The sequence below is a fragment of the Streptomyces sp. NPDC096079 genome (genome assembly GCF_040303145.1).
Classification (GTDB): domain Bacteria; phylum Actinomycetota; class Actinomycetes; order Streptomycetales; family Streptomycetaceae; genus Streptomyces.
In genome coordinates this window covers 45,441-70,154 of record NZ_JBEOST010000019.1, presented here as the reverse complement: position 1 = coordinate 70,154, position 24,714 = coordinate 45,441, and the positions used below count along the sequence as shown (strand labels likewise).

Below are 24,714 nucleotides of genomic sequence, written 5' to 3'. Positions count from 1 at the left end.
CGGATCCGAGCTGAGCCGACGCCATGACCTACGCCATCACCCAGACCTGCTGCAACGACGCCACCTGCGTCGCCGTCTGCCCGGTCAACTGCATCCACCCGACGCCCGACGAGCCGGACTTCGGCACGACGGAGATGCTGTACATCGACCCCAGGTCCTGCATCGACTGCGGCGCCTGCGCCGACGCCTGCCCGGTCGACGCGATCTTCCCCGCCGACCGGCTGCCGGAGCCGCTGCGGGAGTACGAGGCGATCAACGCCGCCCACTACGCGGGACGCGAGCCCGCGCCCGTCCTGGCCTCCCCCACCTTCCACCCCTGGGGCGAGCCCGTCTTCACCCGCTCGCTTCCCTCCGACTTCGCCCCGATCCGCGTCGCGGTCGTCGGCACCGGACCGGCCGGCATGTACGCCGCCGAGGACCTGCTGCTCCACACCTCCGCCGAGGTGACGCTGATCGACCGGCTGCCCGTCGCCGGGGGGCTCGTCCGCTACGGCGTCGCCCCGGACCACCCGGCGACCAAGGGAGCCGGGGAGACCTTCGCCCGCTTCCACGCCCATCCCCGCGTCCGCATGCGGCTCGGCGTCGAGGCGGGCAAGGACGTCACCCCCGCCGAACTCTCCGCGCACCACGACGCCGTGGTCTACGCGGTGGGCGCCCCGTCCGACCGGCGGCTCGGGATCCCCGGCGAGGACCTGCCCGGCAGCGTCTCGGCGACCTCCGTCGTCTCCTGGTACAACGCGCACCCGGAGACCGGCGCGGACGCCGTCCGGCTCCCCGCCGAGCGGGTCCTCGTGGTCGGCAACGGCAACGTGGCGCTCGACGTGGCCCGCGTCCTCGTCGCGGACCCCGACGCCCTCGCCCGTACGGACATCGCCGACCACGCCCTCGCCGCCCTGCGGGACGCACGCGTCCGCGAGGTGGTGCTCCTCGGCCGGCGGGGACCCGAGGACGCCGCGTACACCGCCTCCGAGCTGCTCGCCCTGAAGCACCTGCCCGGGGTGGACCTGGTGGTCGACGACCGCGATCCGCGCACCGGCGCGGCGATCGACGCGGCGGAGCCCGGCGCGAAGGCCGCGCTGCTGCGGGGCGTGGCCAGGGAGGCGGTGGACTGGACGGGAAGCCCCGCGGCGGACCGGCGCCGGATCGTGCTGCGCTTCCACTCCGCGCCCGTCGAGGCCCTCGGCGAGGACCGCGTGCGGGCCGTCCGCGTGACGCAGCACGGGGAGGCGACCGGTACGGAGATCGGGACCGGGCTGCTCGTCCGGGCCATCGGCTACCGCGGCGTGCCTCTCGCGGGGCTGCCCTTCGACGAGACCACCGGCACCGTGCCGCACGAGGCGGGCCGCGTTTCGGGGCTGCCCGGGAGTTACGTCGTCGGCTGGATCAAGCGCGGACCCTCCGGCGGCATCGGGGCCAACCGGGCGTGCGCGGAGGAGACGATCGGGACGCTGCTCGCGGACGCGGTCGCCGGGCTGCTGCCCCGGCCGACGGGGACCGCCCAGGAGTTCCGGCGGCTCGCGAAGCGCCGCAGCGGGCGGGGGCTCGTCGACGCGCGCGGTCTCGCCTCGATCGACCGCGCCGAGCGGGCGCGGGGGCGGGACGCCGGACGTCCCCGGGTCAAACTGGCCACGGTCCCGGAGCTCGTGGCGGCGGCACGGGGCGGCAGACCGCGCCTGCGGGGCTGAGCGGCCGGTTCGCACGCTCCTCGGATCCGGCCCGGGACGGCGGGCCGGTGCGGGACGGCGGTACGGATCAGGCGCACGGCCTGTCGCACCGGTCGGGCGTACGGGTCGGGCGCACGGCCTGTCGTACGCGTCGGCCGTCGGTCAGACGGAGACGCCCAGCGCCTGGCGGACCACGATCGCGTTGAGCCGCACCGCGAAGGGCACGATGTCGGTGAGGTCGAGCGCCAGCGTCTCGGCCTTCGACAGCTCGACGGTCACGTCGACGCAGAAGGCCAGGGCGTACATGTGTTCCCCGGTCTCCTCGTCCTGGAGCGCGAAGAAGAGGTCACGGTAGAAGCGGGTGCGCTCCCCGGTCTCCTCGTAGAAGGAGAGGCCGGGCTGCCCCTCCTGCGCGGCGAGCCCGGTGAAGGCCTCGACGAGCTCCCGCTCGACCGTGGCCCAGAACCCGGCCTCCGCGCACTCCGGCGGCAGCGCCTGGCGGACGGCCTCCTTCAGGGAGAGGACCATGACGAGGACGGGGGCGTGCTCCTGGAGCCCCCAGCCCCGGACCATCCTCACCACGTCGCTGTCCGGGACGGCCGAGGCCGCCCGGTGGATCGCCTCGAAGTCGAAGTTGACGGTCGCCGGGGCGATCGCCTCCTGGAACACCCGGTCGATGGACCGGGCCTGCGCGAGGTGGTCGGGCGCCACCTCGACGACGGTCCTGAAACTGGCGGCCAAAGCTCCTCCTGGATGAGATCGGTGATCAGGAGGGGTCAGTATGCCGAGCCGCCACGGGGCCCGGCCCGGGGCGTCCGCCGTGCGGACGGTTCAGCCCCGGCCGCGGCGCGGCTTCCCGCTCCGGCCGGAACCGGCGCCGCCCTTGCGGGCCCCCGAGGGGCGGCCGGCGGTGCGGGACCCCGCACCCGGCTTCCCGGACCTCGCCGGCTTCGCGGACTTCTGCGCCTTGGGCTGCTTCCGGCCCTTCTGCTCCTCGGCTCGGCGGCCCCGGGTGCTGTTCACCGTGCGGCCGCGCACGATGCCGATGAACTCCTCCACCAGGTCGGGCGCCTCGTCCGCCGCGGGCCACGACAGGGCCACCCGCGACTGTGGGACGCCGACGAGGGTCCGGTAGGTGAGGTCCTTGCGGTGGTGCAGCCGGGCCAGCGACTGCGGCACGGCGAGCACGCCGACGCCCGCGGCGACCAGCTCGATCGCGTCGGCGGTCGTCTCGGGGCGCTCCCTCGCGGGGCGGCCCGGCGGCTGCTCCCAGCCCAGGGTGTCGTCGAGGGGGTGCAGGACCAGCTCCTCGACGAGGTCCTCGGCCGACACCTCCTCGACCGCCGCGAACAGGTGGTCCTTGGGGACGACGACGACCGTCGTCTCGGTGTAGAGCGGAATCGCGCTGAGGTCGTCCCCGTCGACGGGGAGGCGGACGAGTCCCGCGTCGACGGCGCCCTCCCGGAGCGCGCCGAAGGCCTCGGCCGGTGTCACGGCGATCAGGGTGAGGGGCACCTCGGGCAGGCGCTCGTTCCAGATCCGCACCCACTTCGCGGGTGTCGCTCCCGGCACGTAGGCGAGCCGGAAGGAGGAAGGGGATGCCGAAGGGGAAACGTCCGAGCCTGTCACCCCGCCAGGTTACCGGTAGCAGTGGTGGTCGGAGCCCGGCCGCATGCTCGATACCCTTGACACCATGACGTCGCACCAGAACACCCAGACGATGAAGCCCGCGACCGCGGCGAAGAAGCTGGGTGTGTACCTCGAGGCCACCCCCGCAGAGTTCCAGGAGGGTGTCGTCTCGCGCACCGAGCTGAACGAGCTCCAGGCCAACCCGCCCGCCTGGCTCCAGGAGCTGCGCAAGAACGGTCCGCACCCCCGCCCGGTGGTCGCGTCGCGGCTGGGCGTCTCCATCGCCGGTCTCGCGCGCGGCGGCATCACCGAGCCGCTGACCACCGAGCAGATCCAGGCGCTCAGGGAGGAGTCCCCGGAGTGGCTCAAGAAGGAGCAGGCCACGCAGGCGGAGGTCCGCAAGGAGACCCTCCGCATCAAGGAGCGTGACGAGGAGCGGGCCCGCCGGCAGCAGGGCGCCTGAGCCTCCTCCGGTGAACGCCACGCCGGTCCGGTCCGAAGCCTCGGACCGGACCGGCGTGGCGTTCCCGCGTCCGCGGGAGTCATTCCCCCATGAGTGACACCAGCACCGCGTACGAGCCGCCGGTCGTCGTCGGCGTGGACGGGTCCGAGCACAGTCTCCGGGCCCTGGAGTGGGCGCTGAGCGCCGCGGAGGGTCTCGGCGCGCCGCTGGTGGTGGCCCACGTGCGCTCCGACGCCCTCCAGCTCGGCGAAGCCCGTATCGCCTCCCTCGGCACGGCGCCGGAGCTCCCGGACACCGTCGCGCGGGCCGTACGGACGGTGGTCGAGGAGCGCGGGCACCGCGTTCCGGTGCGGTACGACTCGCTGGACGGGTCCGTGACGGACGCCCTTCCGGCGGCGGCCCGGGGGGCGCGGCTGCTGGTGACGGGATCCCGGGGGCACGGCGGCTTCGCGAGCCTGCTGCTCGGCTCGACGAGCCGGACCCTCGCGATGACGGCGCCCTGTCCCCTGGTCGTCGTGCCGCACGAGGCGCGGGCGGCGGCCCTCGGGGCCGGGGCCGGGGCGGGCCGGGTGCTGCTCGGACTGCACCCGGAGGAGACCTCGGACGAGGTGGTGGGTTTCGCGTTCGAGGCGGCCCGTGACCGGGGCGTGCCGCTGGAGGCGGTGACCGCGTTCCGGCTGCCGCCGCCGCAGGGCGCGCTCCTGGCGGCCCCCTCGCCCGCGCTGCAGGTGCCGCCGCCGCTGCCCCTCGCGGACGACGCGGAGGAGCTGATCCGGGAGGCGCGGCGGGAGCAGGCGGAGCGGCTGGGGCCGTTCGCCGCGCGGTGGCCGGGGGTGGAGCTGGTCCCGGTGGTGGTGCCGGGGGACGCGGCGGGCCGGCTCGTGGAGGGTTCGCGGGACGCGGGCCTGGTGGTCGTGGGGCGGCACCACCGGCATCGGCTCGGCTCGCTGCTCATCGGTTCCGTCGCCCACGCGGTGCTGCACCACGCGCTGTGTCCGGTGGCGGTGGTGCCGCCCGCCCCCGCGCCGCCCGCGCACGGCGGTGCCCGGGCCTGAGGGTCCGGGCCGGTGTGCGCGGGGGTGGCTGTCGGTGGCGCCTGGTACACAGGGGCTCATGACGACCGCAGATCACGCCGCCACCGCCCGCCGTAACGTCCAGCCGCCGTCCGCGGGCGCCTCGCTCGGCGCGGGGGTCGTGGTGGTCGACGCGGCGGGCCGGGTCCTGCTCGGCCTGGACCGGTCCGGGGTGTGGGAGCTGCCGGGCGGCGCGGTGGAGCCGGGCGAGTCGATCGAGGAGGCGGCGGTGCGGGAGCTGGCCGAGGAGACGACGCTCGTCGCGGACGCCGCCGACGTGGAGGTCCTCGGGCTGCTCCTGGACACGGTCACCTCCACGCGGCTGACCCGGATGACCGCGGCCACGGCCGTGCGCGGCTTCCGCGGGGTGCCCGCCGTGGCGGAGCCGGAGAAGATCGAGCGCTGGGAGTGGACCGACCCGGACCATCTGCCGGAGGCCCTGTTCCTGCCGTCGGCGCAGGTGCTGCGCGTGTGGCGGCCGGGTCTCCCGATCCCCGCCGGCCCCTTCCACCGGTACGCCCTGGGCCGGCTGCCCGGCTGAATCCGGGAGCTGCGGTGCGTCACCGCGCGGGCCCCGGCGAGCGTGGCTAGCGTGGCTGGAGAACACGTCATCGAATCGGAAGTGGGAGTCACCGTCATGGCCGTACGACCTGAAGGCACGCCGGTCTGGACCGACGCGATGTTCACCGACGTCGAGGGCGCCAAGACGTTCTACGGCGATGTGCTCGGCTGGACCTTCGGCGAGTCCTCCTCGGAATTCGGCAACTACACGCAGGCGTTCATGGGCGGCAAGGCGGTCGCGGCCGTCGTCCCGCCGATGCCGGGACAGGACGGCGAGCCGCAGTCGGCCTGGTGTCTGTACTTCTCCTCGCCGGACGTCGCGGCGACGGCGGAGAAGATCCGGCGCGCGGGCGGCACCGTCCTGATGGAGCCGATGCAGGTCGGCGACTTCGGCTCGATGTGCATCGCGCAGGACCCGACGGGCGTCACGTTCGGCGTCTGGCAGGGCGGCACGCACGAGGGCTTCGAGCGGGAGGGCGAGCCCGGTGCGTACGCCTGGGCCGAGGTGTTCACCCGGGAGCCCGGGAAGGCCGACGCCTTCTTCACCGAGGTCTTCGGCTTCGGCTCGAAGAAGATCAAGGACGAGCACATGGACTACCGGGTCTTCGACCTCGGCGGCCCGCAGCCCGTCCTGGGACGGATGGTGATGTCGGCCGACGACTTCCCGCCGGAGATCCCGTCGTACATCCAGATCTACTTCGCCGTCGACAACTGCGACAAGGCGGTCGAGCGGGCCGAGGCCCTCGGCGGGCGGAAGGTGTTCGGGCCGATGGACAGCCCGTTCGGCCGTTTCGCGGCGATCCTGGATCCGCAGGGCGCGGCCTTCGCGGTGATCGACGAGAAGACGACCGTCGGCGACATGCCCGAGTTCGAGTAGGCGGGGTGAGCGGAGCGGCGCCACGGGGCGCCGCTCCGCCGCGCGTCAGGTCCTGTCGCGGACGGCGACGATGCCGTTGAAGACCCCCGCGTACGCGGTGCCGTCGGGGCCGATGGTGATCGGCGCCCAGTTGTTGTCGTAGGACAGGCCGGTGCCGGTGAACCGCGAGAAGGCCCGCTTGCCGGTGCGGAAGTCGACGGCCGTGAGGTACCAGGCGTCGATGCCCCAGACGCTGGGGCGCTTCTCGTAGAAGTAGAGCAGTCCGTTGGCGGTGGAGAGCTTCGGGACCGTGGAGGGCGAACGGACGTCGCTCTCCCAGACGGTGTCGCAGCCGCTGCCGTCGGCGCGGACGTCGATCCGGGTCGCGCCGCCGACGACGCTGCGGCCGAGCAGGAGCGTACTCGGGTTCTCGTAGCCGTAGTTGTTCTCGACGACGAGGCTGTCGCCCCAGCTGATCAGGGAGTTGTCGGTGGTGGAGGCACCGGAGCCGAAGACCGGCACCGTGCACACGAGCCGCTCGGCGGCGGGCACGTCGGCGCCCCGGCGGTAGACGAGGACGTTCATGCGGTCGTCGGCGTTGTCGGTGATCGCGACGTACTGGTCCTCGGTGCCGAACAGGTCGGGGGTGGTGCCCGAACCCTGGTTCACGGAGCCGGGCTTGGTGCCGGTGCCGCGGTCGTACGTCTCGCGCCACTGCACGCGCGGGACCCCGTCGGCGTCGGCGCGGAAGCTGTACAGCGCGTGGTCGGTGACGATGGAGACGCCGTCCTCGGCGACGGAGAAGGAGTTCTGGATCTCCTCCCCGGCGAGCCGGATCACGCGCAGGGCGCCGGTCGCGGGGTCGACGGTGCCGACGCGTCCGAGGCGGGTCACCCACCAGATGCGGCCGTCCCAGTCCGGCATGACGGAGGTGACGGGGTCGCAGACGCCGCTGGGGAAGAGGTTGGTCCAGCTGACGCAGTCGTGCGGGACGAGGGAGGTCAGGTCCCAGTCGTTGTCGAGGGTGAACTCCCAGGTGCCGTCCGCCTTCTGCCGGTGGGCGATGCGCAGGACGTGCTGGCGGGAGTCGGCGAGGACGACCCGGTCCCGGTCGTCGAGGTAGAAGTAGGCGCCGCCCGAGGTGTCCTTGAAGATCTTCTCGAAGTCGAGGCGGGTGATGGCCTCGACGGTGGAGGAGCGCTGGGGCAGCTTGTACTCGGCGAGGGTGTCGAGAGTGCGCGGGTCGAGCAGCTTCACCAGGAAGCCGCTGAAGGTGCCGCAGACGGTCACGAGACGGCCGGCGGAGTCGAAGGTGACGGTGGCGCACTCGCCGCCGACGGCGGCCATCTTCGCGCTGAGGACCTCCGGGTCGCGCCCGAGCGGCCCCGGGAAGGGGTGGGTGCCGCTGCCGGCGCCGTCGGCGTGCATGCCGCTGCGGCCGTTGGGCGCGAGGTACGGGTGCTGGGCGGGGCTCTTGCCGGGCACGGGCCGCGCGGTGGCGGGGGCGCCCTCGTAGTGGTCGACGAGCCGGTGGCCGGGGGCGAGGGGTATGTCCTCGGCGGCCTGGGCGACGGGGGCGCCACCCGTCAGGAGGATCGCCGCGAGCGCGGTGATCAGCGCGAGCGCGCGTGCTCGTCTGCGGGGCGGTGGGGTGGTCAAAGCGGCTCCTCGGGTCCTCGCGTGTGTCGCGCCGGCGCCCGACGGTAGGCGTGAACGGAGGAGAAGTACATGGAACCGCCCCCGCTTTCATGCGGCGTTCACGAGCGGGCCGGAGGACGCCTCCGACCGGGGCCGTCCGTGACCGAGGGGCGGGTCAGGGCTTGAGGCTGGAGACCACGTTGGCGGTGGCGGCCACCCCGTTGTGGATGGTGGGCGCCATGCTCGTGCCGGCGAGGAAGAAGCCCAGCAGGGCGCACACGAGGGCGTGCGTGACCTTGAGGCCGCCGTTCCGCAGGAAGATCACGGCCAGCACCAGCAGCAGCACCACGACAGAAATGGAAACGGCCATCGGTCTCACGTCCCTCCGTCGCCGCACCGGAATTGCGGCGTTCGGCGGACAGTGTGACGGAATGCGCGGTCCGTCCGGGGGAACGGCGGGGCGGCCATACGGGTGAGATCCGGTCAGTGCGGGGCGGACAGGCAGTCCTTCCATTCGACCGTGCGGTCGCACCAGCGGTTCAGCAGGACGCGGTCGTGGCCGACGGCGAGGAGGCCGGCGCCGGTCTCGGCGCGGTAGGTCTCGACGGCGGCGACGAGGGCCGCGGTGGTGGAGGCGTCCAGCATGGCGGTCATCTCGTCGCAGATCAGCCAGCGGGGGCGGAGGGTCAGGGCGCGGGCCAGGCAGGCGCGTTGCAGCTGGCCGTCGCTGACCTCGTGGGGGCGGCGGCCGAGGAGGTCGGGGGTGAGGCCCACGGCGGGGGCGAGGGCGGCGAGCCGGTCGGCGGCCTCGGCGCGGCGGCCGGTGGCGCGCAGGGGTTCGGCGATCAGTTCGGCGAGGGTGAGGCGGGGGTCGGCAGCGGTGCGGGGCTGCTGGAAGACGACGCCGACGGCGGTGCGCTGCGTACGGGGGGCGCGGTGCCGCCAGGCCCGCACCTCGGCGCCGTCGAGGACGAGCCGGCCGGCGTCGGGGCGGTGGAGGAGGGCGGCGACCCGGGCGAGGGTGGACTTGCCGCAGCCGCTGGGGCCGAGCAGTCCGACGGACTCGCCGGCGGCGAGGGCGAGGGAGGCGCCGCGGAACACGGGGGCTCGGCGGTCGTATCCGGCGGTGACGGAGTCGAGTTCAAGCACGGGTGCGCTCCGGGTGGTGGCAGGCCACGCCGGCCGCGGGTTCGGGGCGGGTGGCGCAGCGGGCGGTGGCGCGGGGGCAGCGCGGGGTGAAGGCGCAGCCGTCGGGCAGGTCGGAGAGCTCGGGCGGCAGGCCGGGGATGGGGGTGAACGCGCGGTCGGGCAGGGCGTCGAGGAGTCCGCGGGCGTAGGGGTGGCGGGGGCCGGTGGGGCCGAAGAAGCGGTGGGCGGGGGCGACTTCGACGATCCGGCCGGCGTACATGACGGCGACGCGGTCGGCGACGCGCTCGGCGGCGGCCAGGTCGTGGGTGATGAGGAGCAGGGCGCGGCCCTCGTCGGTGTGGCGGCGGAGTTCGTCGGCGGTGCGGTCGACGAGGTCGCGGTCGAGGCCGGTGGTGGGCTCGTCGGCGAGCAGCAGCCGGGCGTCGCCGATGAGGGCGAGGGCGGTGGCCGCGCGCTGGGCGAGGCCGCCGGAGAGTTCGTGCGGGTACCGGTCGAGGTGTCCGGCGGGGAACGCGGCGCGGTCGGCGGCGTCCTCGGCGGCCTTGCGCCGGTTCCGGCGGGAGGTCCCGGTGAGGGCGCGGACGGTCTCCTCCAGCTGGGACCGGACGGTGCGGACGGGGGTGAGGTGGGCCGCGGGGCTCTGCGGCACGAGGCCGACGCGCCGTCCCCGTACGGTCCTTGCGAGGGTCTTCTCGTCGGCGGCGAGCAGATCGGTGCCGTCGAGCAGCGCGGTGCCGGAGGTCTCGGCGTTCCCGGGGAGGAGGCCGAGGAGGGCGGAGGCGAGGACGGACTTGCCGCAGCCGCTCTCCCCGACGAGGGCGAGGCACTCCCCCGCCGCGAGGTCGAAGTCGGCACCGCTGACGGCGGCGACGCTCCGCCCGCCGCGCAGCCGGAAGCGGACGGTGAGCCCCCGGACGCTGAGGACGGCGTCCTCGGCCCGCCCGGCGGAGACGGCCTGGAGGGCGCGCTCGACGCGGGAGTTCACAGCATCAGCTCCGATCGGCGGCGGGGGTTGAGGCGGTCGCGCCAGATGCCCGCGAGGCCGGCGATGGCGAGGGTCGGGACGATGAGGAGGAGGCCCGGGAAGAGGGTGGGCCACCAGTCGCCGGCGAGCAGGGAGGAGCGGGCGTTCTGTACGAGGTTGCCGAGGCTGGCCTGGTGGCTGGGGAGGCCGAGGCCGAGGAACGAGAGCGCGGACTCGTGCCACATGGCGTGCGGCACCATGAGGACGGCGGCGAGTCCGGCCTGCGGCAGCACGGCGGGCAGCAGGTGCCGGACGGCGACGCGCCACCGGGAGGAGCCCCCGGAGACGGCGGCGTCCACGTAGGGGCGGGTGCGCAGGGAGAGGACCTCGGAGCGGACGATCCGGGCGGTCGAGAGCCAGTGGGTGACGGCGACGGACGCGATGACGGGCCACACGCCGGGCCGGAAGAGGGCCACCACGAAGATGCCGAGGAGCAGGTGCGGCACGGAGGAGAAGGCGTCGACGAGCCGCATCAGCCAGCGGTCGGGCCGGCCGCCCAGGGCTCCGGCGGTGGCTCCGACGGCGGTGCCGACGACGGTGGCGACGAGCGCGGCGACGAGTCCGACGAGGAGGGAGATCCGCAGGCCGTAGACGCAGCGCAGCAGGAGGTCGCGGCCGAGGTCGTCGGTGCCGAAGGGGTGCTCCCAGGACGGCGGGAGGAGTTTGCGGGAGAGGTCGACGGCCTGTTCGTCGAGCTGGACGAGCGGGGGGACGAGGAGGACGGCGAGGACGATCACGCCGACGGTGAGGGCGGAGGTCCACAGCCGCGGGCGGTGGGTGCGCGGGTCAGCCATCGAAGCCCACCCTCGGGTCGGCGATTCCGTACAGCAGGTCGGAGAGGAGGTTGCCGAGGAGCACGGCGGCGGTGGCGAGGACGGTGAGCGCGGCGAGCAGCGGGAAGTCGACGGAGGTGGCGGCCGTGACGGTGGCGGCGGCGATGCCGGGCCAGCTGAAGACGGTCTCCACGAGGAGGGCTCCGGTGATGAGTTCGGGGACGCGGGAGCCGACGAGGGTGAGCATGGGGAGCATTCCGGAGCGGAGGGCGTGGCCGGTGAGGACGGTGCGCTCGCGCAGGCCGCGGGCGCGGGCACCGCGCACGGGGTCCTCGTCGAGGGCGTCGCCGACGCCCTGGCGGACGTACAGGAAGAACCAGGGCAGTTGGGAGAGGCCGAGGACGAGCGCGGGGAGGACGAGGTGGCGGGCGACCTGGTCGGCGGTGACGGTGTCGCTGGCGGTGTCGGTGAGTCCGCCGGCGGGCAGGGCGCCGAGCCTCAGGGCGAAGAACCAGACGGCGAGGAGGCCGAGCCAGTAGGCGGGGGCGGCTTCCAGGGTGTACGCGGCGGAGCTGACGGCCCGGTCGAGGAGGCCGCCGCGGCGGCGGCCGGCGAGGACGCCGAGGAGGGTGCCGAGGGCGATGGCGACGGCGAAGGCGGTGACGGCGAGGAGGACGGACCAGCCGAGGCGTTCGCCGATGACCTCGGCGACGGGTCGGCGCATGACGGTGGAGTCGCCGAGGTCGCCGGTGAGGGCCGAGGTGAGCCACTCCCACCAGCGGGTGAGGAGGGGCCGGTCGACGCCGAGGTTGGCGCGGAGCCGGTCGAGGTTCTCCTGCGAGGCGCTGAGTCCCGCGGTGCCGGCGTAGGCCTTGACGGGGTCGAAGGGGGAGGCGTCGGCGACGGCGAACACGGCCAGGGTGACGCCGAGGAGGACGGGGACGGCGGCGAGGGCGCGCCGTCCCGTCATCCGGGCCATGGCCCCCCAGGGGAGGCGGCGGCTCACTTCTCGGGCTTCCAGCTCTCGACGTTCCACCAGGGGCCGGAGGCGAGGCCGTGGTCGTGGGGTTCGGTCTGGGTGCTGAGGCCGTCCCAGGCGTCGTTCACGACGTAGAGGTGGTCGACGTGGGTGAGGAAGGTGTAGCCGGGGTCCTTGGCCAGTTCGCGCTGGACGGTGTCGTACGCGGCGCGGCGCTCGGCGGGGTCGTTCGTCCGGCGGCCGTCCTCCAGGGCGCGGTCGACGGTCTTGTTGTCGTACCGGGCCATGTTGTTGAAGCCGTCGCCGCCGAGGGTGGACTTCAGGAGCAGGTACTGGTCGAAGTCGGGGTCGCCGGGCGAGCCGCCGCCGGCGAGGACGGCGTCCGTCTTCATGCGGGGCTCGATGACCTCCCAGGTGCCGGCCTGGGTGGTGATGTCGATGCCGGCCTTCTTGGCGTCGGAGGCGTAGGCGAGGGCGTGGTCCTGGCGGAGCTTGTCGCCGGAGAGGTACCAGAGGGGGAAGGCGGCGCGGACGCCGCCGCGCACGCGGATGCCGTCGGGGCCGGGCTTCCAGCCGGCCTCGTCGAGGATCTTCTCGGCGCCGGCGAGGTCGTGGCGGCGTTCGGTGCCCTTCGCGAACCAGGGGCTGTCGGTGGGGACGGGTCCGTAGGCGGGCTTTCCGGCACCTTCGAGGATCTTGTCGACCATGGCCTGCCGGTCGACGGCGAGGTCGAGGGCGCGGCGGACGGCGGTGTCGCCCGCGACCCGGTTGTGGGTGGGCAGGGTGACGGTGCGGTAGTCGAAGGTCTTCGCCGTCCAGGTCCTCTTCCCCCGGTCGCCCTTGAAGCCGGCGGCGAGGTTGGGCGGCAGGATCGCGCCGTCGAGGTCGCCGGCGCGCAGCCGGGTGGCGCGGACGTCGTCGTCCTTGATGATCGCCATGGTGAACTTCTTCACGGCCGGCGCGCCGTTCCAGTAGTGGGGGTTGGCCGTGAAGCTGAGCTTCTCGCCCTTGGACCAGGCGGTGAGGACGTACGGGCCGGTGCCGATGGGCCGGGTGGTGAAGGCGCCCGTGTTGACGTCCTGCTTCGCGACGATGTGCTCGGGCGCGATGGCGTGGACGGTGCGCTCGGCGAAGGGCGCGTAGGGGTAGGCGAGGCGGAAGACGACGGTGTGGTCGCCGACCGCGTCGACGCTCTTGAGGGCGTCGAGTTCGGTGCGTGAGGGGTTGTTCGTCCTCGGGTCGAGGATCGTCCGGTAGGTGTGGACGACGTCCTTCGCGGTGAAGGGGACGCCGTCGCTGAAGGTGACGCCCTTGCGGAGGGTGTACGTGTAGGTGAGGCCGTCGGCGCTGACGCGGGGCAGCTCCACGGCGAGCGCGGGCTTCAGCTTCATTCCGGCGTCGAAGGCGAGCAGCCCGTCGAAGATCTTGGAGTTGCCGTCCTTGCCGTAGCCGAGGAGGGGGCTGAGCGTCTCGGGCTCGTAGGCGATGCCGACGACCGCGGAGTCCTTGGGGCCGCCGGAGCCGCCGGCGGTGGCGCCGGGGTTGGCGCAGGCCGCGGTGGCGAGGGCGAGTGCCCCCGCGAGTGTCGCGGTCGCCGCGCCGCGGATGGATCGGGCGGTCATGACGTCCACACCCCTCTTGAAGATCAACTGCTATTGCGAACAGATTGCAATTAAACAGTATGTAAAGGGGTGTGGACGCAGGGGCCCCTTACCGGGGTGCGGGCAGGTCCATCAGGGCCGCGATCGCGTCCTGGTGGCGGCCCGCCGAACCCAGGGCGATCTGGTCCGACTTCGCCCGCTTCAGGGCCAGGTGCGCGGGGTGCTCCCAGGTCATCCCGATCCCGCCGTGCAGCTGCACGCACTCCTCGGCGGCGCGGACGGCGACCTTGGAGCAGTACGCCTGCGCGACCGCCACGGTGAGCGGCGCGTCCGGGCTGCCGGTGGCGAGGGCGTCGGCGGCCGCGCGGGCCGCGGCCCTGGCCCCCACGACGTCCAGCCAGAGCTGGGCCATGCGGTGCTTCAGGGCCTGGAAGGAGCCGACGGGCCGGTTGAACTGGTGGCGCTCACGGGTGTACCGGACGGTCTCCTCCAGGCAGCGTTCGGCGAGGCCGAGCTGCTCGGAGGCGAGCAGCCCCGCGCCCGCGAGCAGTCCGCGCCGGACGGCCGCTCGGGACGCGTCGCCGTCGGCCAGCCGCGTGCCCCCGGCGCCGCCGGGGTCGACGACCGCGAGCGGCCGGGTCAGGTCCAGCGGGGTGAGCGGGGTGACGACGGCGTCGGCGGTCGGGACCGCGTACAGGCCGTCGGCACGCGCGACGAGGAACACGTCGGCGGCGACCGCGTCGGCGACACCGCGCACCGGGCCCTCCGCGATGCCCTCGCCTCCCGCGACCGGCGGGTGCGGCGCGGTGGAGAACGGCACCGCGAGGACCGCGACACGCTCGCCGGACGCGAGCGACGCCAGGAGCCCGGCGGCGGGGCCGCCCTCCCCCGCGAGCGCGAGCAGCGTCTCCGTGGCGACCACCGCGCTCGTGAGGTACGGCAGCGGGGTCACCGCGCGGCCCAGCTCCTCCAGGACCACGGCCGCCTCGCGGTGGCTCGCGCCCTGGCCGCCCAGCTCCTCGGGGACGAGGAGCCCGGCGGCGCCGATGTCGCCCGCGAGGGACTTCCACAGACCGGGGACGTACGGATCGTCCGTCTCGATCCGGTCGAGCAGCACCTGGTGACCGGCCCGGTCGGCGAGCAGGGCGCGGACGGCGGCCCGCAGGTCGTCCTCGGTCTCGGAGTACAGGAGATCGGTCGGTGCGGTCATCGGGCCAGGTCCTTCCAGGCGACGTCCTTGTCGTTGCGGGGCTCCGGGGGCAGGCCGAGGACCCGCTCGGCGACGATGTTGAGGAGCACCTCGGTGGTGCCGCCCTCGATCGAGTTGCCCTTGGAGCGGAGGTAGCGGTAGCCGGCGTCACGGCCGGTGAAGTCGACGAGTTCGGGGCGGCGCATCTCCCACTCCCCGTACAACAGGCCCTCATCGCCGAGGAGTTCGACCTCCAGGCCGCTGATGGCCTGGTTGAGCCGGGCGAAGCCGAGCTTCATGGCGCTGCCCTCGGGTCCGGGCTGTCCGGCGACGAGCTGCTGCCGGAGGCGCTCGCCGGTGAGCCGGGCGACCTCGGCGTCCACCCAGAGGTCGAGGAGGCGCCGGTGCAGGTCGTGGGTGCGCAGTTCGGGACGCTCGCGCCAGGTGGCGGCGAGCTTCCCGATCATGCCGCCCTCGCGGGGGATGCGGGCACCGCCGATGGAGACCCGTTCGTTCATGAGGGTGGTCTGGGCGACCCGCCAGCCGTCGCCGACCTCGCCGAGGCGGTGGGCGTCGGGGATGCGGACGCCGGTGAGGAAGACCTCGTTGAACTCCGCCTCGCCGGTGATCTGGCGCAGCGGACGGACCTCGACACCGGGGTCGGTCATGTCGCAGACGAAGTAGGTGATGCCCCGGTGCTTGGGCGCGTCCGGGTCGGTGCGGGCGATGAGGATGGCCCAGCGGGCGAGGTGGGCGCTGGAGGTCCACACCTTCTGCCCGTCGATCACCCAGTCCTCGCCGTCCCGTACGGCACGCGTGCCGAGCGCGGCGAGGTCGGAGCCGGCGCCGGGCTCGCTGAAGAGCTGGCACCAGACCTCCTCGCCGACCCAGAGGGGCCGCAGGAAGCGGGACGTGACGTCCTCGGAGCCGTAGGCGAGGAGGGTGGGGGCGGCCATGCCGAGGCCGATGCCGATGCGGCGCGGGTCGTTGTCGGGGGCGCCCGCGGCGGCGAGTTCGGCGTCGATGACGGCCTGGAGGGACCGGGGCGCGTCGAGCCCGCCGAGGCCCACGGGGTAGTGCACCCAGGCGAGTCCCGCGTCGAAGCGGGCCTTCAGGAAGTCGGTGCGGTCGGTCGTGGCCGGCGGGTGCTCGGCGAGCAACGTGCGGACGAGGGAACGGAGTTCCTCGGCGTCGGTCATGCGTGGACTCCTTCCGGGAGGACGACCAGGCGGCCGGTCGTGGTGCCGTCGGCGACGCGCTGGACGGCGTCGGCGGCGCCGGCGAAGGGGACGCGCTCGCCGATGAGGGGCTTGACGATCCCCTTGGCCGCATAGGCGGTGAGGGTCTCGTGGCAGCGGCCGATCGAGGCGGGGTCCTTGGCCGCGTACAGGCCCCAGTGGAGGCCGAGGACCGAGTAGTTCTTCACCAGGGCGTGGTTGAGGGCGGGGGCCGGGACGGTGCCGCTCGCGAAGCCGACGACCACGATCCGGCCCTCGAAGGCCACGCACTTGGCGGACTGCCCGTAGGCCTCGCCGCCGACGGGGTCGTAGATCACGTCGGCGCCCCGGCCGCCGGTCGCGGCCTTGACGGCGGCGACGACGTCCTCGGAGCGGCGGTCGACCACCACGTCGCAGCCGAGGGCGCGGGCGACGGCGGCCTTCTCCGGGCCGCCGACGACGCCGATGACGGTGGCGCCGGCCGCCTTGCCGAGCTGGACGGCGGCGCTGCCGACGCCGCCGGCCGCCGCGTGCACGAGGAGGGTCTCGCCCTCCTGGAGGGCGGCGCGGCGGTGCAGGCCGAACCAGCCGGTCTGGTAGCCGATGTGCAGCGCGGCGGCCTCCGCGTCGTCGAGCGCGTCCGGGGCGGGCAGGAGCCCGGCGGCGTCGGCGAGGACGTACTCGGCGAAGCCGCCGTGCGGCAGGGCGGCGGTGGTGATGACCCGGCGTCCGCCCTCGGTCTCGGCGCAGACCTCGACGCCGGGGGTGAAGGGCAGCGGGGGCCGCACCTGGTAGTGGCCGCGGCAGAGCAGCGCGTCGGGGAAGTTGACGTTGGCGGCGCGGACCCTGAGGAGGACCTGGCCGTCACCGGGCACGGGCGGTGCCACGTCCTCGCGGCGCATCACCGCGCCCGGTTCGCCGTTCTCGTACACACGCCATGCCTGCATCCGGAATGCCTCCTCCGTACCGAGCGGTCGGTGGCATACTAAGCGGTCGCTTGCCCCTGGCGGAACCGGTCAGCCGGACTTCTTGGGGCGCGCCCGCACGTGCATGCGCTCGCCCTGCGGCCCGAAGAGGCTCAGGAACTCCACCGGCCCGTCCTCCGTGGGCCCGAACCAGTGCGGGACGCGGGTGTCGAACTCGGCCGCCTCCCCGGCGGCGAGCACGACGTCGTGCTCGCCCAGGACGAGCCGGAGCCGCCCGGACAGCACGTACAGCCACTCGTACCCCTCGTGCACACGGGGCTCGGGGGCCTCGTGCGCCTTCTCCTGGATCACCTTGTACGCCTGGAGCCCGCCGGGCTGCCGGGTCAGCGGGTACATCGTCCGGCCGTGGCGCACGATGGGCTTCGCCTTGACGCGGGGGTCGCCCACGGGGGGCGCGCCGACGAGCTCGTCGAGGGGGACCTGGTGGGCGCGGGCGAGCGGCAGCAGCAGTTCGAGGCTGGGCTTGCGCTGCCCGGACTCCAGCCGGGAGAGGGTGCTCACGGAGATGCCCGTGGCGGCGGAGAGCTCGGCCAGGGTCACCCCGCGGTCGCGGCGGACCCGGCGGAGCCGGGGGCCGACCTCGGTGAGGACGGCGTCGATGCGGTCGTCTTCTGTCATGGCTCCAGTCTTGCAGAAACGGCAAGATTCCTTGCGGTGCCGCCGGAAGCGGAACGAGGCTCTCCTCATGAAGACACACACACGGAACGCTCCCGGCCGGTACGACGCCGTGGTGGTCGGCGGCGGCGCGGCCGGGCTCAGCGCGGCGCTGGTCATGGGCCGCTCGCGGCTGCGCACCCTGGTCGTCGACGCGGGTGAGCCCCGCAACGCCCCCGCCGCCCACATGCACGGGGTCCTCTCCCGGGACGGGACGAGCCCCGCGGACTACCTGGCGGCCGGCCGGCGCGAACTCGCCGCGTACGGAGTGGACGTGCGCGCGGGCCGGGTGGCCGGAGCGGCACCCGACGGCGACGGCCTCCTCCTGTCCCTGGCGGACGGCACGGGCGTGGCCGCGCGACGGCTGGTGGTGGCGACCGGCCTCGTCGACGAGCTGCCGGAGATCGACGGCCTGGCCGAGCGCTGGGGCCGGGATGTCCTCCACTGCCCGTACTGCCACGGCTGGGAGGTCCGCGACCTGCCGTTCGGCGTGATCGCCCACCCGGCGATGCCCGCGCACCAGGCGCTCATGGTCTCGCGCTGGTCGAAGGACGTGACGCTCTTCCTGCACACGGCCGACGGGCTCTCCCCCCATGACACGGCGCTGCTCGACGCCGCCGGGGTCGAGGTCGTGACCGGCGAGGTCGCCGGACTCGCCGTCGAGGACGACCGGCTGACCGGCGTCCGGCTCGCCGGCGGGCGGATCGTGCCGCGCTCGGTGGTCTTCGTCGCGGCGCGTCGGCTCGCGGCGCGGGACGGGGTGCTGAGGGCGCTGCGAGCGGAGCTGCGCGCGACCCCGTTCGGGGAGTTCGTCGCGGTCGACGAGACGGGCCGGACGAGCGTCCCGGGCGTGTGGGCCGCCGGGAACGTGACGGGCCCGCAGGAACAGGTGGTCAACGCGGTGAGCCGGGGCTACCGGGCGGGCGTGGCGATCTCCCACGAGCTGCTGTTCGCGGATCTGGAGGAGGCGGCGGCCCGTCCGCCGGCCGGATGAAACGCGCCGGCTGGGGCTGCGCCGCGGGGGCCCACGGGTGAGGATCGGCCATGGTGGCCACATGCGGCCACGGACGACCTAAGGACGGGACACCTCCCATGCTCGGTACGGATTTCACCAAGGGCTCCCCCAACTGGATCGACCTCGGCAGCCCGGACACCGACGCGGCGGCCGCGTTCTACGGTGCCGTCCTCGGCTGGGAGTTCCGGTCGGCGGGTCCGGACGCCGGCGGCTACGGCTTCTTCCAGCAGGACGGCGCCACGGTCGGCGCCCTGGGGCCGCTCACCGAGGAGGGCGCGAAGAGCGCCTGGACGGTGTACTTCCAGACCCCGGACGCGGACGCCACCACCCAGGCCACCGAGCAGGCGGGCGGCACCGTGCGCGTCGCGGCCTTCGACGTCATGGACGCGGGCCGCATGGCCTGTCTCACCGACCCGGCGGGCGCCGAGTTCGCCGTCTGGCAGCCCGGGAGGATCAAGGGCCTGGACCGGACCTCCTCCGCGAACACGCTCCTCTGGGCCGAACTGCACGTCCCCGACCCCGAGTCCACCCTCGGCTTCTACCGGACCCTCTTCGGCTGGCGGTGGGCGTCGATGGACGCGCCCGGCATGACCTACCGGGTGATCTCCACCGCCGAGGGGGACCAGGAGGACACCTCCTTCGGCGGCGCGGCGGAGGCCCAGGAGGGGAGGGAACCGCGCTGGGTCCCGTACTTCGCGGTGGAGGACGTCGACGCGGTCGCCCGCACGGCCCAGGGCAGCGGAGGTTCGGTCGTGATGCCCGCCGCCGACGTCCCGGACGTCGGCCGCATCGCCTGGCTCGCCGACCCCTTCGGCGCGGTCTTCGCCGTGATGAAGCCCTCGCCGAGGGCATAGGGGGCGCCCCGGCCGGGGCGCCGCAGCGGCGTCGCGGACGGTCGCGGGGGATCGCCCCGCCCCGCCCGACCGGCCCTAGCGGGCGAAGAGTTCGAACGTCACCGCCGGGCGGTCGCCGAAGCGGCCCGAGGCGCGGGACGTCGCCGTGGTCAGGAAGTCGCGGACGTACGTCTCCGGGTCCTCGTCCGTCAGCGCCTCGATGTAGGCGCGGTGGCAGAGGAGGGAGCGGATCGCGCGGTCCAGGCCGGGCGCCGCGTCGACCGCGTGGGTCGGGGTGCTGGAGGCGGCCACCGCGACCCAGCGGACGCCGTTCCAGGGGTCGAGGCCCCGCTCGGTCAGCTCGGGGAAGATCCAGCGGTTCCCGGCGTCGGCGGCCGCGTCGAGCGTGGCCCGGCCGACCGCCAGGTGGTCGGGGGTGTTCCAGGGAGCGCCAGGACCGCCGCCCCAGGTGTCGCGGTGGTTCAGGGTGATCACGAGCTCGGGACGGTGACGGCGGATCGCGGCCGCGAGGTCACGGCGCAGCCCGAGCCCGTACTCGATCACGCCGTCGCGGTGGTCGAGGAACTCGACGGTGTCCACGCCGACGACGGCGGCGCTGTCCCGCTGCTCCTGCTCGCGGAGCGGACCGCAGACGTCGGGGGCGAGGGTGTCGATCCCGGCCTCGCCGCGGGTCGCGAGGACGTACGTGACCTCCTTGCCCTGGTCCGTCCAGGCGGCGACGGCCGCCGCGCAGCCGTACTCCAGGTCGTCGGGGTGGGCGACGACGGCGAGGGCGCGCGTCCAGTCGCCGGGCATCTCCAGGAGGTCCTGGGCATCTGTGTCGATCATGAGCGCAGGATACGTGTCGCGTCCGAGACCGTCGGGCGGAAGGCCCCGGCGAGGATCACCGAGCGGGAGACGTGGCGCGGGCGGTCGGGGTTCAGGCCGCGCCGCGCGGCGAGGGCCACCGCGAGCCGCTGGACGCGGACCAGGGCCGCGACCGGGTCGATCGCGTCGGCGGCGAACAGGGCGCCCGTGGACTCCACTTCGTCCCGCAGGCCCGAGGGCGCGGGGCCGAGGCAGCAGACCAGACTCGCCCGGTCGCTGATGCTGATCGGACCGTGCCGGTACTCCATCGCCGCGTACGACTCCGTCCAGGCGCGGGCCACCTCGCGCAGTTTGAGCGCCGCCTCGTCGGCGAGCCCCACGGTCCAGCCGGTGCCGAGGAAGGTGAACTGGCCGCGCCGCTCCCAGGCTTCGGGCAGCCGCTCGTACAGCACGAGTTCGGCGTCGGCGATCGCGGGGCCGAGGTCCACCCCGAGCCCGGCGCGCAGCAGTTGGAGGGCCGTGGTGGCGAACCGGGTCTGGACGACGGAGCGTTCGTCGGCGAAGCCGAGGTCGACGATCCGGTCCGCGAGCCGCCCGGCGGGGCTGTCGGGGACCCCGGTGACGACGAGGGTCGGGACGCGGCCGGCGGCGTGGGCGAGCAGGTCCACGACCTCGGTGGTGGTGCCGGAGCGGGTGAGCGCCACGATCCGGTCGTATCCCCGGCCCAGCGGAGTGGGGTCGGACGCGGGGAACGCGTCGGTCTCGCCCGCTCCGAGGGACTCCCGCAGGGCGGCGTAGGCGCGGGCGATGAAGTACGAGGTGCCGCAGCCGACAACGGCGACGCGCTCGCCGCGGGCCGGCAGCAGGCCGGTGTCGCGGGCCGCGATCTCGGCGGCGCGGCGCCAGCAGTCGGGCTGGCCGGCGATCTCCGCGCTGACGTGGGTGCTCATGGTCCGGGTCCTCTCCTCGCACGGGCCCCTCGCGGGTCCGGACCGAGTTGTATCCGTGCGCGACCAGAGCACACCATGAGCAATCCGTACTCATCGCTTGGACTTTTGTGGGTCCCCCTCCGTCCGCCCGCCGCAGGAGGCCCGGACCACCAGGCGCGGCCGCAGCTGCACCTGGTGCAGCGGGGACGCCTCGCCCTCGGCGAGCCGCCGGAGCAGGATCTGCGCGGCGAGCCGGCCGAGCTGGTACTTGGGGGGCGAGACGGCCGTGAGCGGGGTCTCGGCGACGTCGGCGAACTCGTTGTCGTAGCTGATCAGGGCGAGGTCCTCCGGCACCCGCAGCCCGGCGCGGCGGGCCGCGCCCAGCAGCAGGGCGGCCTCGCGGTCGCCGAAGCAGAGCGCCGCCGTCGCCCCGCCGTCCCGGAGCCCGGCGAGGGCCCGGTCGGCGCGGTCCGGGTCCCAGCGGGCCATGACGTCCCGCTCGTACGTCGCGGCGGGCAGACCGAGGTCGCCGAGGGCGCGGGCGAAGCCGGACTCGATGGGCGCGGTGGTGGGCGCGTCGGTGCGGGCGACCAGTCCGAGCCGCTCGTGACCGAGGGCCCGCAGATGGCGCACGGCGTCGTAGGCACCGCCCTCGTGGTCGGTGCAGACGTGCTCGGTGGGGTCGCCGGGCCCGTGGGCGGCGAGCCGGCGTTCGACGAGGACGGCGGGGACGGGCAGGGCCAGGAGTTCCTCGGCCCGCCGCCCCGGATCGGTCGCGGTGTGCAGGCTGGGGACGAGGAGCAGCCCGTGGACCCCGGCGGAGAGGAGCCGTTCGACGGCCGCGTCCTCCTCGGCGGGGTCGTAGTGCGAGCAGGCGAGGACGAGGCGGGCGCCGGCCGCCGCGAGCTCCTTCTCGATGCCCTGGAGGACGCGCGGATAGTAGAACGTGGTGTCGGGGACGAGGACGCCGACGATCCGGCGGTCGGCCAGGGCCCGCTCGGGCCGGTGGGCGGCGAAGGTCCCCGCGCCCTGGCGCCGCTCGACGAGTCCGAGGGCGACCAGGTCCTCGTAGGCGCGGCGGACCGTGGTGACGGACAGGCCCGTCTCGGTGGCCAGGGCCCGCTCGGTGGGGAGCTTGCTGCCGGGCGGCCAGGTGCCGTCGAGGATGCCGCGCCGCAGCTCCGCCATGAGGGCCCGGAACTTCAGCTCCCGGCCGGATGCCGGTGTCTCGCGTGCCGCCATCCGGGCCCCCTCGCGCGGCCGGGGCGCGCGTCCCCGGTGTCCTCGTGCTGTTCGATTGCGCGCCGAATCCTATGCCCGTCCGGGCGCGGCGGTCAGGCCTCGTCCCGGGCGAGCGCGAGCAGCCGGTCGAGGACGCGCGGGCCGCCGGCCCGCACCCCGTCGTGCTCGAACTCGTCGGTCACCCAGGTCCGCAGGCCGCGCACGGCCCGCGCGGTCTCCAGGGAGTGCGCGGTGTCGACGTACATGTCGTCGTGGTAGACGGCGGCGGCCACCGGGACCTGGTTGGCGGCCAGCCGCTCGGGGTCGTACAGCGGGGTCCAGTCGGTGCGCGCGGCGAGCAGTTCCGCGGTCTCGCGGAGCGGGCGCAGCGCGGGGTCGGTGGTGAAGTGCCAGGGGTGGACGGTCTCGCCGGTGAGGAGCGGGGTGGCGCCCTCGGCGAGCGCCGCCCTGGCGTCGAACTCGGGGTGTTCCGCGCGGACCCGTTCGGCGGCCCAGTCGGTGGGCCCCTGGCCCTGGGCGTAGATGGCCTCGTGGAGGACGGCGTAGAGCGGGTGGCCCGCGTACGAGAGGTGTGCCTGGACCTGTTCCAGGAAGGTGTCGGAGAGCGCGGGCCCGCCGGGGGTCGGCACGAAGGCGCCTTCCAGGAGCAGATGGAGCTGGTGGGTGCCGTCGCCGGAGCCGAGGAGGATGCCGAGCGACTGGAAGGCCTCGACCGTGAGGATCCCGCCGCCGGGCAGCGTGACCTCGTGGCCGAGGAGGTGGGCGGCGATCGCGCGGACCCGTTCGGCGTCCTGGGGGTAGCGGGTGAAGTGGGCCTCGTTCTTCCGCCGGACGCGGGGGTAGGCCGCCCGGTAGACCTCGTCGGCGGTGGCGTCCAGGGAGGGCAGACCGCCGGTGACGAGGACCCGCTCCAGGCCCTCGGGGGCGGTGGAGAGGTAGTGGACGGCACAGAAGCCGCCGAAGCTCTGGCCGAGGACGGTCCAGGGGGCGCCGCCGGTGAGCCGGCGGCGGATCAGTTCGCAGTCCCGGACGATGGAGTCGGCGCGGAAGTGCGCCAGGTAGTCGGCCTGCTCGGCCGGGCCGCCGCGCAGCGGCAGGGTCTGGCGGTTGGCCGGGGTGGAGCGTCCGGTGCCGCGCTGGTCGAGCAGGAGGACCCGGAACTCCCGGACGGCGCGGCCGAGCCAGGCCTGCGGACCGATGAAGCGACGGGCCCCGAAGCCGGGCCCGCCTTCCAGGTAGACCAGCCAGGGGAGCTTCTCGCGGTCCGGTCCGGTGTGGCCGCTCGCGACGACCTCACGGCCGAAGACCTCGATGCGCTCGCCGTCGGGGCGGTCGTGGTCGAGGGGGACGGGGAAGCGGTGGTCGGTGAGGACGAGTCCCGGCTGACGGTAGGTGGTCAACGCTGCTCCTGCTCCTGTTCGTACGCCCCCGCGAGGACAGTGGATCACATGGGGTGCGGCGATCGGCGCGGGAGGAGGCCCTTGTCCCTGAGGTAGGTGCGCGCCACGTCCTCGGGGAGCCGCCGCCAGCTGTCCACCTGCTCGTTGAGGTGGGCGAGGTCGGTGGTGGTCAGGACCGTGTTGAGCCGGGCGAGCGCGCGGGTGACGCCCTCGGTCCCGGCGCGGGCGCGGTTGACGACGGGCACGATGAAGTCGGCGTTCTGGAGGTCCTTGTCGTCGGCCAGCAGCACGAGCCCGAACTCGTCGAGCGTGGCGTCGGTCGTCGTGGTGAGCATCAGCTGGTTCCGGCCGCTCCGCACGGCCTGCTTGGCCTGGGTGGTGCCGACGCCCTTGGGGTCGACGGCCGTCACGTCGATGCCGTAGACCTCCTTCAGGCCCGGGGCGCAGTACGGCCGCCGGACGCATTCGTCGCCGGCGGCGAGGCGGACGGGCAGCCGGGCGGCGCCGAGGTCGCTCAGGGTCTTCAGCCGGTGCTCGGCGGCGTAGGCGGCGGTGACGGCGAAGGCGTTCTGGTCGACGGCGCGGCCGGCGTCGAGGACCGCGAGCCCCCGCGGCCGCGCCAGCGCGCGGAGCGCCGTCATGGTCGCGGTGAGGTCGGGCGAGCCGACGGTCGGCGCGTCCGCCCCGTGGACCTTGGCGTTCAGCCAGTCGGCGAAGGTGGCCGCGTACTCCGGTACGACGTCGATCTGGCCGTTCTCCAGGGCGGGTTCGTACAGTTCGCGGTTGGTGACGGAGAGGAGCTTCGTGCGGTAGCCGGCCTCCTGGAGCAGCAGCGCGTACATCTGGGCCAGCAGGTCGCTCTCCGTGAAGCCGGCCGAGCCGACGACCAGCCGACGGCTGTCGCCGGGCGGCCCCGTGACCGCGTCCCGGTCCTCCAGGGCCGGTCCGGTGGCGCAGCCGGTGAGACCGCAGGCGGCGAACAGCGCGAGGCACAGGGCGACGGCGGCGGTT

General features: G+C 74.4%; 25 protein-coding genes. 7 read left to right on the top strand and 18 right to left on the bottom strand.

All coding sequences use genetic code 11. The annotated features are described in order from the left end of the window. Nucleotides 1–23: 23 nt before the first annotated feature. Nucleotides 24–1,685 carry an FAD-dependent oxidoreductase gene (locus ABTY59_RS29645; RefSeq protein WP_352022130.1) on the top strand — a complete coding sequence of 554 codons (1,662 nt, stop codon included), beginning with the start codon at nt 24–26 and terminating at the stop codon, nt 1,683–1,685. A gap of 141 nt (nt 1,686–1,826) precedes the next feature. Here the strand turns inward: ABTY59_RS29645 and ABTY59_RS29640 are convergent, their stop codons facing one another. After that, nucleotides 1,827–2,405: a Type-2Aa cytolytic delta-endotoxin gene (locus ABTY59_RS29640; protein WP_352022129.1), complete on the bottom strand. Its 579-nt coding sequence runs from the start codon at nt 2,403–2,405 to the stop codon at nt 1,827–1,829. A gap of 90 nt (nt 2,406–2,495) precedes the next feature. Beyond that, nucleotides 2,496–3,293, bottom strand: a complete 798-nt coding sequence (locus ABTY59_RS29635) for a LysR family substrate-binding domain-containing protein (protein ID WP_352022128.1) — start codon at nt 3,291–3,293, stop codon at nt 2,496–2,498. Between the two features lie 64 nt (nt 3,294–3,357). Between ABTY59_RS29635 and ABTY59_RS29630 the strand changes: the two genes are divergently transcribed. From ABTY59_RS29630 to ABTY59_RS29615, 4 genes are all read left to right on the top strand, one after another. Further along, nucleotides 3,358–3,756: a DUF5997 family protein gene (locus ABTY59_RS29630; RefSeq protein WP_352022127.1), complete on the top strand. Its 399-nt coding sequence runs from the start codon at nt 3,358–3,360 to the stop codon at nt 3,754–3,756. A gap of 89 nt (nt 3,757–3,845) precedes the next feature. Next, nucleotides 3,846–4,811: a universal stress protein gene (locus tag ABTY59_RS29625; protein ID WP_352022126.1), complete on the top strand. Its 966-nt coding sequence runs from the start codon at nt 3,846–3,848 to the stop codon at nt 4,809–4,811. Nucleotides 4,812–4,869: 58 nt separating this feature from the next. Beyond that, nucleotides 4,870–5,370, top strand: coding sequence for a nucleotide triphosphate diphosphatase NUDT15 (locus tag ABTY59_RS29620; RefSeq protein WP_352022125.1), 501 nt, complete (start codon nt 4,870–4,872; stop codon nt 5,368–5,370). A gap of 96 nt (nt 5,371–5,466) precedes the next feature. Further along, complete coding sequence (locus ABTY59_RS29615) at nt 5,467–6,267, top strand: VOC family protein (RefSeq protein ID WP_352022124.1); 801 nt, start codon at nt 5,467–5,469, stop codon at nt 6,265–6,267. A gap of 45 nt (nt 6,268–6,312) precedes the next feature. Here the strand turns inward: ABTY59_RS29615 and ABTY59_RS29610 are convergent, their stop codons facing one another. The 11 genes from ABTY59_RS29610 to ABTY59_RS29560 all read right to left on the bottom strand — a co-directional run bounded on the left by ABTY59_RS29610 (nt 6,313) and on the right by ABTY59_RS29560 (nt 17,420). Further along, nucleotides 6,313–7,905, bottom strand: coding sequence for a hypothetical protein (locus ABTY59_RS29610; protein WP_502995443.1), 1,593 nt, complete (start codon nt 7,903–7,905; stop codon nt 6,313–6,315). Nucleotides 7,906–8,059: 154 nt separating this feature from the next. Further along, complete coding sequence (locus tag ABTY59_RS29605; protein ID WP_015038168.1) at nt 8,060–8,254, bottom strand: hypothetical protein; 195 nt, start codon at nt 8,252–8,254, stop codon at nt 8,060–8,062. A gap of 113 nt (nt 8,255–8,367) precedes the next feature. After that, on the bottom strand, nt 8,368–9,033 hold the full coding sequence (locus ABTY59_RS29600; RefSeq protein WP_352022123.1) for an ABC transporter ATP-binding protein: 666 nt from the start codon (nt 9,031–9,033) through the stop codon (nt 8,368–8,370). Then, on the bottom strand, nt 9,026–10,018 hold the full coding sequence (locus tag ABTY59_RS29595; RefSeq protein WP_352022122.1) for an ABC transporter ATP-binding protein: 993 nt from the start codon (nt 10,016–10,018) through the stop codon (nt 9,026–9,028). The genes ABTY59_RS29600 and ABTY59_RS29595 overlap by 8 nt, the downstream gene beginning before the upstream one ends. Then, nucleotides 10,015–10,851 (bottom strand): ABC transporter permease, encoded by an 837-nt coding sequence (locus tag ABTY59_RS29590; protein WP_352022121.1) that lies wholly within the window; start codon nt 10,849–10,851, stop codon nt 10,015–10,017. The genes ABTY59_RS29595 and ABTY59_RS29590 overlap by 4 nt, the downstream gene beginning before the upstream one ends. Continuing rightward, on the bottom strand, nt 10,844–11,836 hold the full coding sequence (locus ABTY59_RS29585; protein ID WP_352022120.1) for an ABC transporter permease: 993 nt from the start codon (nt 11,834–11,836) through the stop codon (nt 10,844–10,846). Before ABTY59_RS29585 ends, ABTY59_RS29590 begins: the two co-directional genes overlap by 8 nt. Beyond that, entirely contained in the window at nt 11,833–13,431 is a 1,599-nt protein-coding gene (locus ABTY59_RS29580) for an ABC transporter substrate-binding protein (protein ID WP_352022119.1), read from the bottom strand. The genes ABTY59_RS29585 and ABTY59_RS29580 overlap by 4 nt, the downstream gene beginning before the upstream one ends. 88 nt (nt 13,432–13,519) lie before the next feature. Next, nucleotides 13,520–14,620: an acyl-CoA dehydrogenase family protein gene (locus tag ABTY59_RS29575; RefSeq protein WP_352022118.1), complete on the bottom strand. Its 1,101-nt coding sequence runs from the start codon at nt 14,618–14,620 to the stop codon at nt 13,520–13,522. Next, nucleotides 14,617–15,798, bottom strand: coding sequence for an acyl-CoA dehydrogenase family protein (locus tag ABTY59_RS29570; protein ID WP_352022117.1), 1,182 nt, complete (start codon nt 15,796–15,798; stop codon nt 14,617–14,619). Before ABTY59_RS29570 ends, ABTY59_RS29575 begins: the two co-directional genes overlap by 4 nt. Further along, nucleotides 15,795–16,763, bottom strand: coding sequence for an NADPH:quinone oxidoreductase family protein (locus ABTY59_RS29565; RefSeq protein ID WP_352022116.1), 969 nt, complete (start codon nt 16,761–16,763; stop codon nt 15,795–15,797). The genes ABTY59_RS29570 and ABTY59_RS29565 overlap by 4 nt, the downstream gene beginning before the upstream one ends. 69 nt (nt 16,764–16,832) lie before the next feature. Beyond that, nucleotides 16,833–17,420: a helix-turn-helix domain-containing protein gene (locus ABTY59_RS29560; protein ID WP_352022115.1), complete on the bottom strand. Its 588-nt coding sequence runs from the start codon at nt 17,418–17,420 to the stop codon at nt 16,833–16,835. A 67-nt stretch (nt 17,421–17,487) separates the two neighbouring features. Here ABTY59_RS29560 and ABTY59_RS29555 point away from each other — a divergent pair, with 67 nt between their 5' ends. Both ABTY59_RS29555 and ABTY59_RS29550 read left to right on the top strand, forming a co-directional pair. After that, nucleotides 17,488–18,450, top strand: a complete 963-nt coding sequence (locus ABTY59_RS29555; RefSeq protein WP_352022114.1) for an NAD(P)/FAD-dependent oxidoreductase — start codon at nt 17,488–17,490, stop codon at nt 18,448–18,450. Nucleotides 18,451–18,548: 98 nt separating this feature from the next. Then, nucleotides 18,549–19,325, top strand: coding sequence for a VOC family protein (locus tag ABTY59_RS29550; RefSeq protein WP_352022113.1), 777 nt, complete (start codon nt 18,549–18,551; stop codon nt 19,323–19,325). A 75-nt stretch (nt 19,326–19,400) separates the two neighbouring features. On the opposite strand, the gene ABTY59_RS29545 is transcribed toward ABTY59_RS29550, so the two are convergent. The 5 genes from ABTY59_RS29545 to ABTY59_RS29525 all read right to left on the bottom strand — a co-directional run bounded on the left by ABTY59_RS29545 (nt 19,401) and on the right by ABTY59_RS29525 (nt 24,698). Beyond that, entirely contained in the window at nt 19,401–20,153 is a 753-nt protein-coding gene (locus ABTY59_RS29545) for a PIG-L deacetylase family protein (RefSeq protein ID WP_352022112.1), read from the bottom strand. Next, nucleotides 20,150–21,082: an SIS domain-containing protein gene (locus tag ABTY59_RS29540; RefSeq protein ID WP_352022111.1), complete on the bottom strand. Its 933-nt coding sequence runs from the start codon at nt 21,080–21,082 to the stop codon at nt 20,150–20,152. The genes ABTY59_RS29545 and ABTY59_RS29540 overlap by 4 nt, the downstream gene beginning before the upstream one ends. A 90-nt stretch (nt 21,083–21,172) precedes the next feature. Next, nucleotides 21,173–22,303, bottom strand: coding sequence for a substrate-binding domain-containing protein (locus ABTY59_RS29535; protein ID WP_352022110.1), 1,131 nt, complete (start codon nt 22,301–22,303; stop codon nt 21,173–21,175). Nucleotides 22,304–22,395: 92 nt separating this feature from the next. Further along, the gene (locus ABTY59_RS29530; RefSeq protein WP_352022109.1) at nt 22,396–23,703 is read right to left on the bottom strand and encodes an alpha/beta fold hydrolase; all 1,308 of its coding nucleotides are present in this window, start codon (nt 23,701–23,703) and stop codon (nt 22,396–22,398) included. Nucleotides 23,704–23,747: 44 nt separating this feature from the next. After that, complete coding sequence (locus tag ABTY59_RS29525; RefSeq protein ID WP_352022183.1) at nt 23,748–24,698, bottom strand: ABC transporter substrate-binding protein; 951 nt, start codon at nt 24,696–24,698, stop codon at nt 23,748–23,750. Between the last annotated feature and the right edge of the window lie 16 nt (nt 24,699–24,714).

Excerpts from the sequence above, each read along its gene's own strand:
- ABTY59_RS29615 (WP_352022124.1), top strand. The coding sequence starts at position 5,467 with ATGGCCGTACGACCTGAAGGCACGCCGGTCTGGACCGACGCGATGTTC.
- ABTY59_RS29555 (WP_352022114.1), top strand. The coding sequence starts at position 17,488 with ATGAAGACACACACACGGAACGCTCCCGGCCGGTACGACGCCGTGGTG.
- ABTY59_RS29620 (WP_352022125.1), top strand. The coding sequence starts at position 4,870 with ATGACGACCGCAGATCACGCCGCCACCGCCCGCCGTAACGTCCAGCCG.
- ABTY59_RS29570 (WP_352022117.1), bottom strand. The coding sequence starts at position 15,798 with ATGACCGACGCCGAGGAACTCCGTTCCCTCGTCCGCACGTTGCTCGCC.
- ABTY59_RS29545 (WP_352022112.1), bottom strand. The coding sequence starts at position 20,153 with ATGATCGACACAGATGCCCAGGACCTCCTGGAGATGCCCGGCGACTGG.
- ABTY59_RS29535 (WP_352022110.1), bottom strand. The coding sequence starts at position 22,303 with ATGGCGGCACGCGAGACACCGGCATCCGGCCGGGAGCTGAAGTTCCGG.
- ABTY59_RS29590 (WP_352022121.1), bottom strand. The coding sequence starts at position 10,851 with ATGGCTGACCCGCGCACCCACCGCCCGCGGCTGTGGACCTCCGCCCTC.
- ABTY59_RS29630 (WP_352022127.1), top strand. The coding sequence starts at position 3,358 with ATGACGTCGCACCAGAACACCCAGACGATGAAGCCCGCGACCGCGGCG.
- ABTY59_RS29625 (WP_352022126.1), top strand. The coding sequence starts at position 3,846 with ATGAGTGACACCAGCACCGCGTACGAGCCGCCGGTCGTCGTCGGCGTG.
- ABTY59_RS29550 (WP_352022113.1), top strand. The coding sequence starts at position 18,549 with ATGCTCGGTACGGATTTCACCAAGGGCTCCCCCAACTGGATCGACCTC.
- ABTY59_RS29540 (WP_352022111.1), bottom strand. The coding sequence starts at position 21,082 with ATGAGCACCCACGTCAGCGCGGAGATCGCCGGCCAGCCCGACTGCTGG.
- ABTY59_RS29645 (WP_352022130.1), top strand. The coding sequence starts at position 24 with ATGACCTACGCCATCACCCAGACCTGCTGCAACGACGCCACCTGCGTC.
- ABTY59_RS29575 (WP_352022118.1), bottom strand. The coding sequence starts at position 14,620 with ATGACCGCACCGACCGATCTCCTGTACTCCGAGACCGAGGACGACCTG.
- ABTY59_RS29605 (WP_015038168.1), bottom strand. The coding sequence starts at position 8,254 with ATGGCCGTTTCCATTTCTGTCGTGGTGCTGCTGCTGGTGCTGGCCGTG.
- ABTY59_RS29580 (WP_352022119.1), bottom strand. The coding sequence starts at position 13,431 with ATGACCGCCCGATCCATCCGCGGCGCGGCGACCGCGACACTCGCGGGG.
- ABTY59_RS29560 (WP_352022115.1), bottom strand. The coding sequence starts at position 17,420 with ATGACAGAAGACGACCGCATCGACGCCGTCCTCACCGAGGTCGGCCCC.
- ABTY59_RS29565 (WP_352022116.1), bottom strand. The coding sequence starts at position 16,763 with ATGCAGGCATGGCGTGTGTACGAGAACGGCGAACCGGGCGCGGTGATG.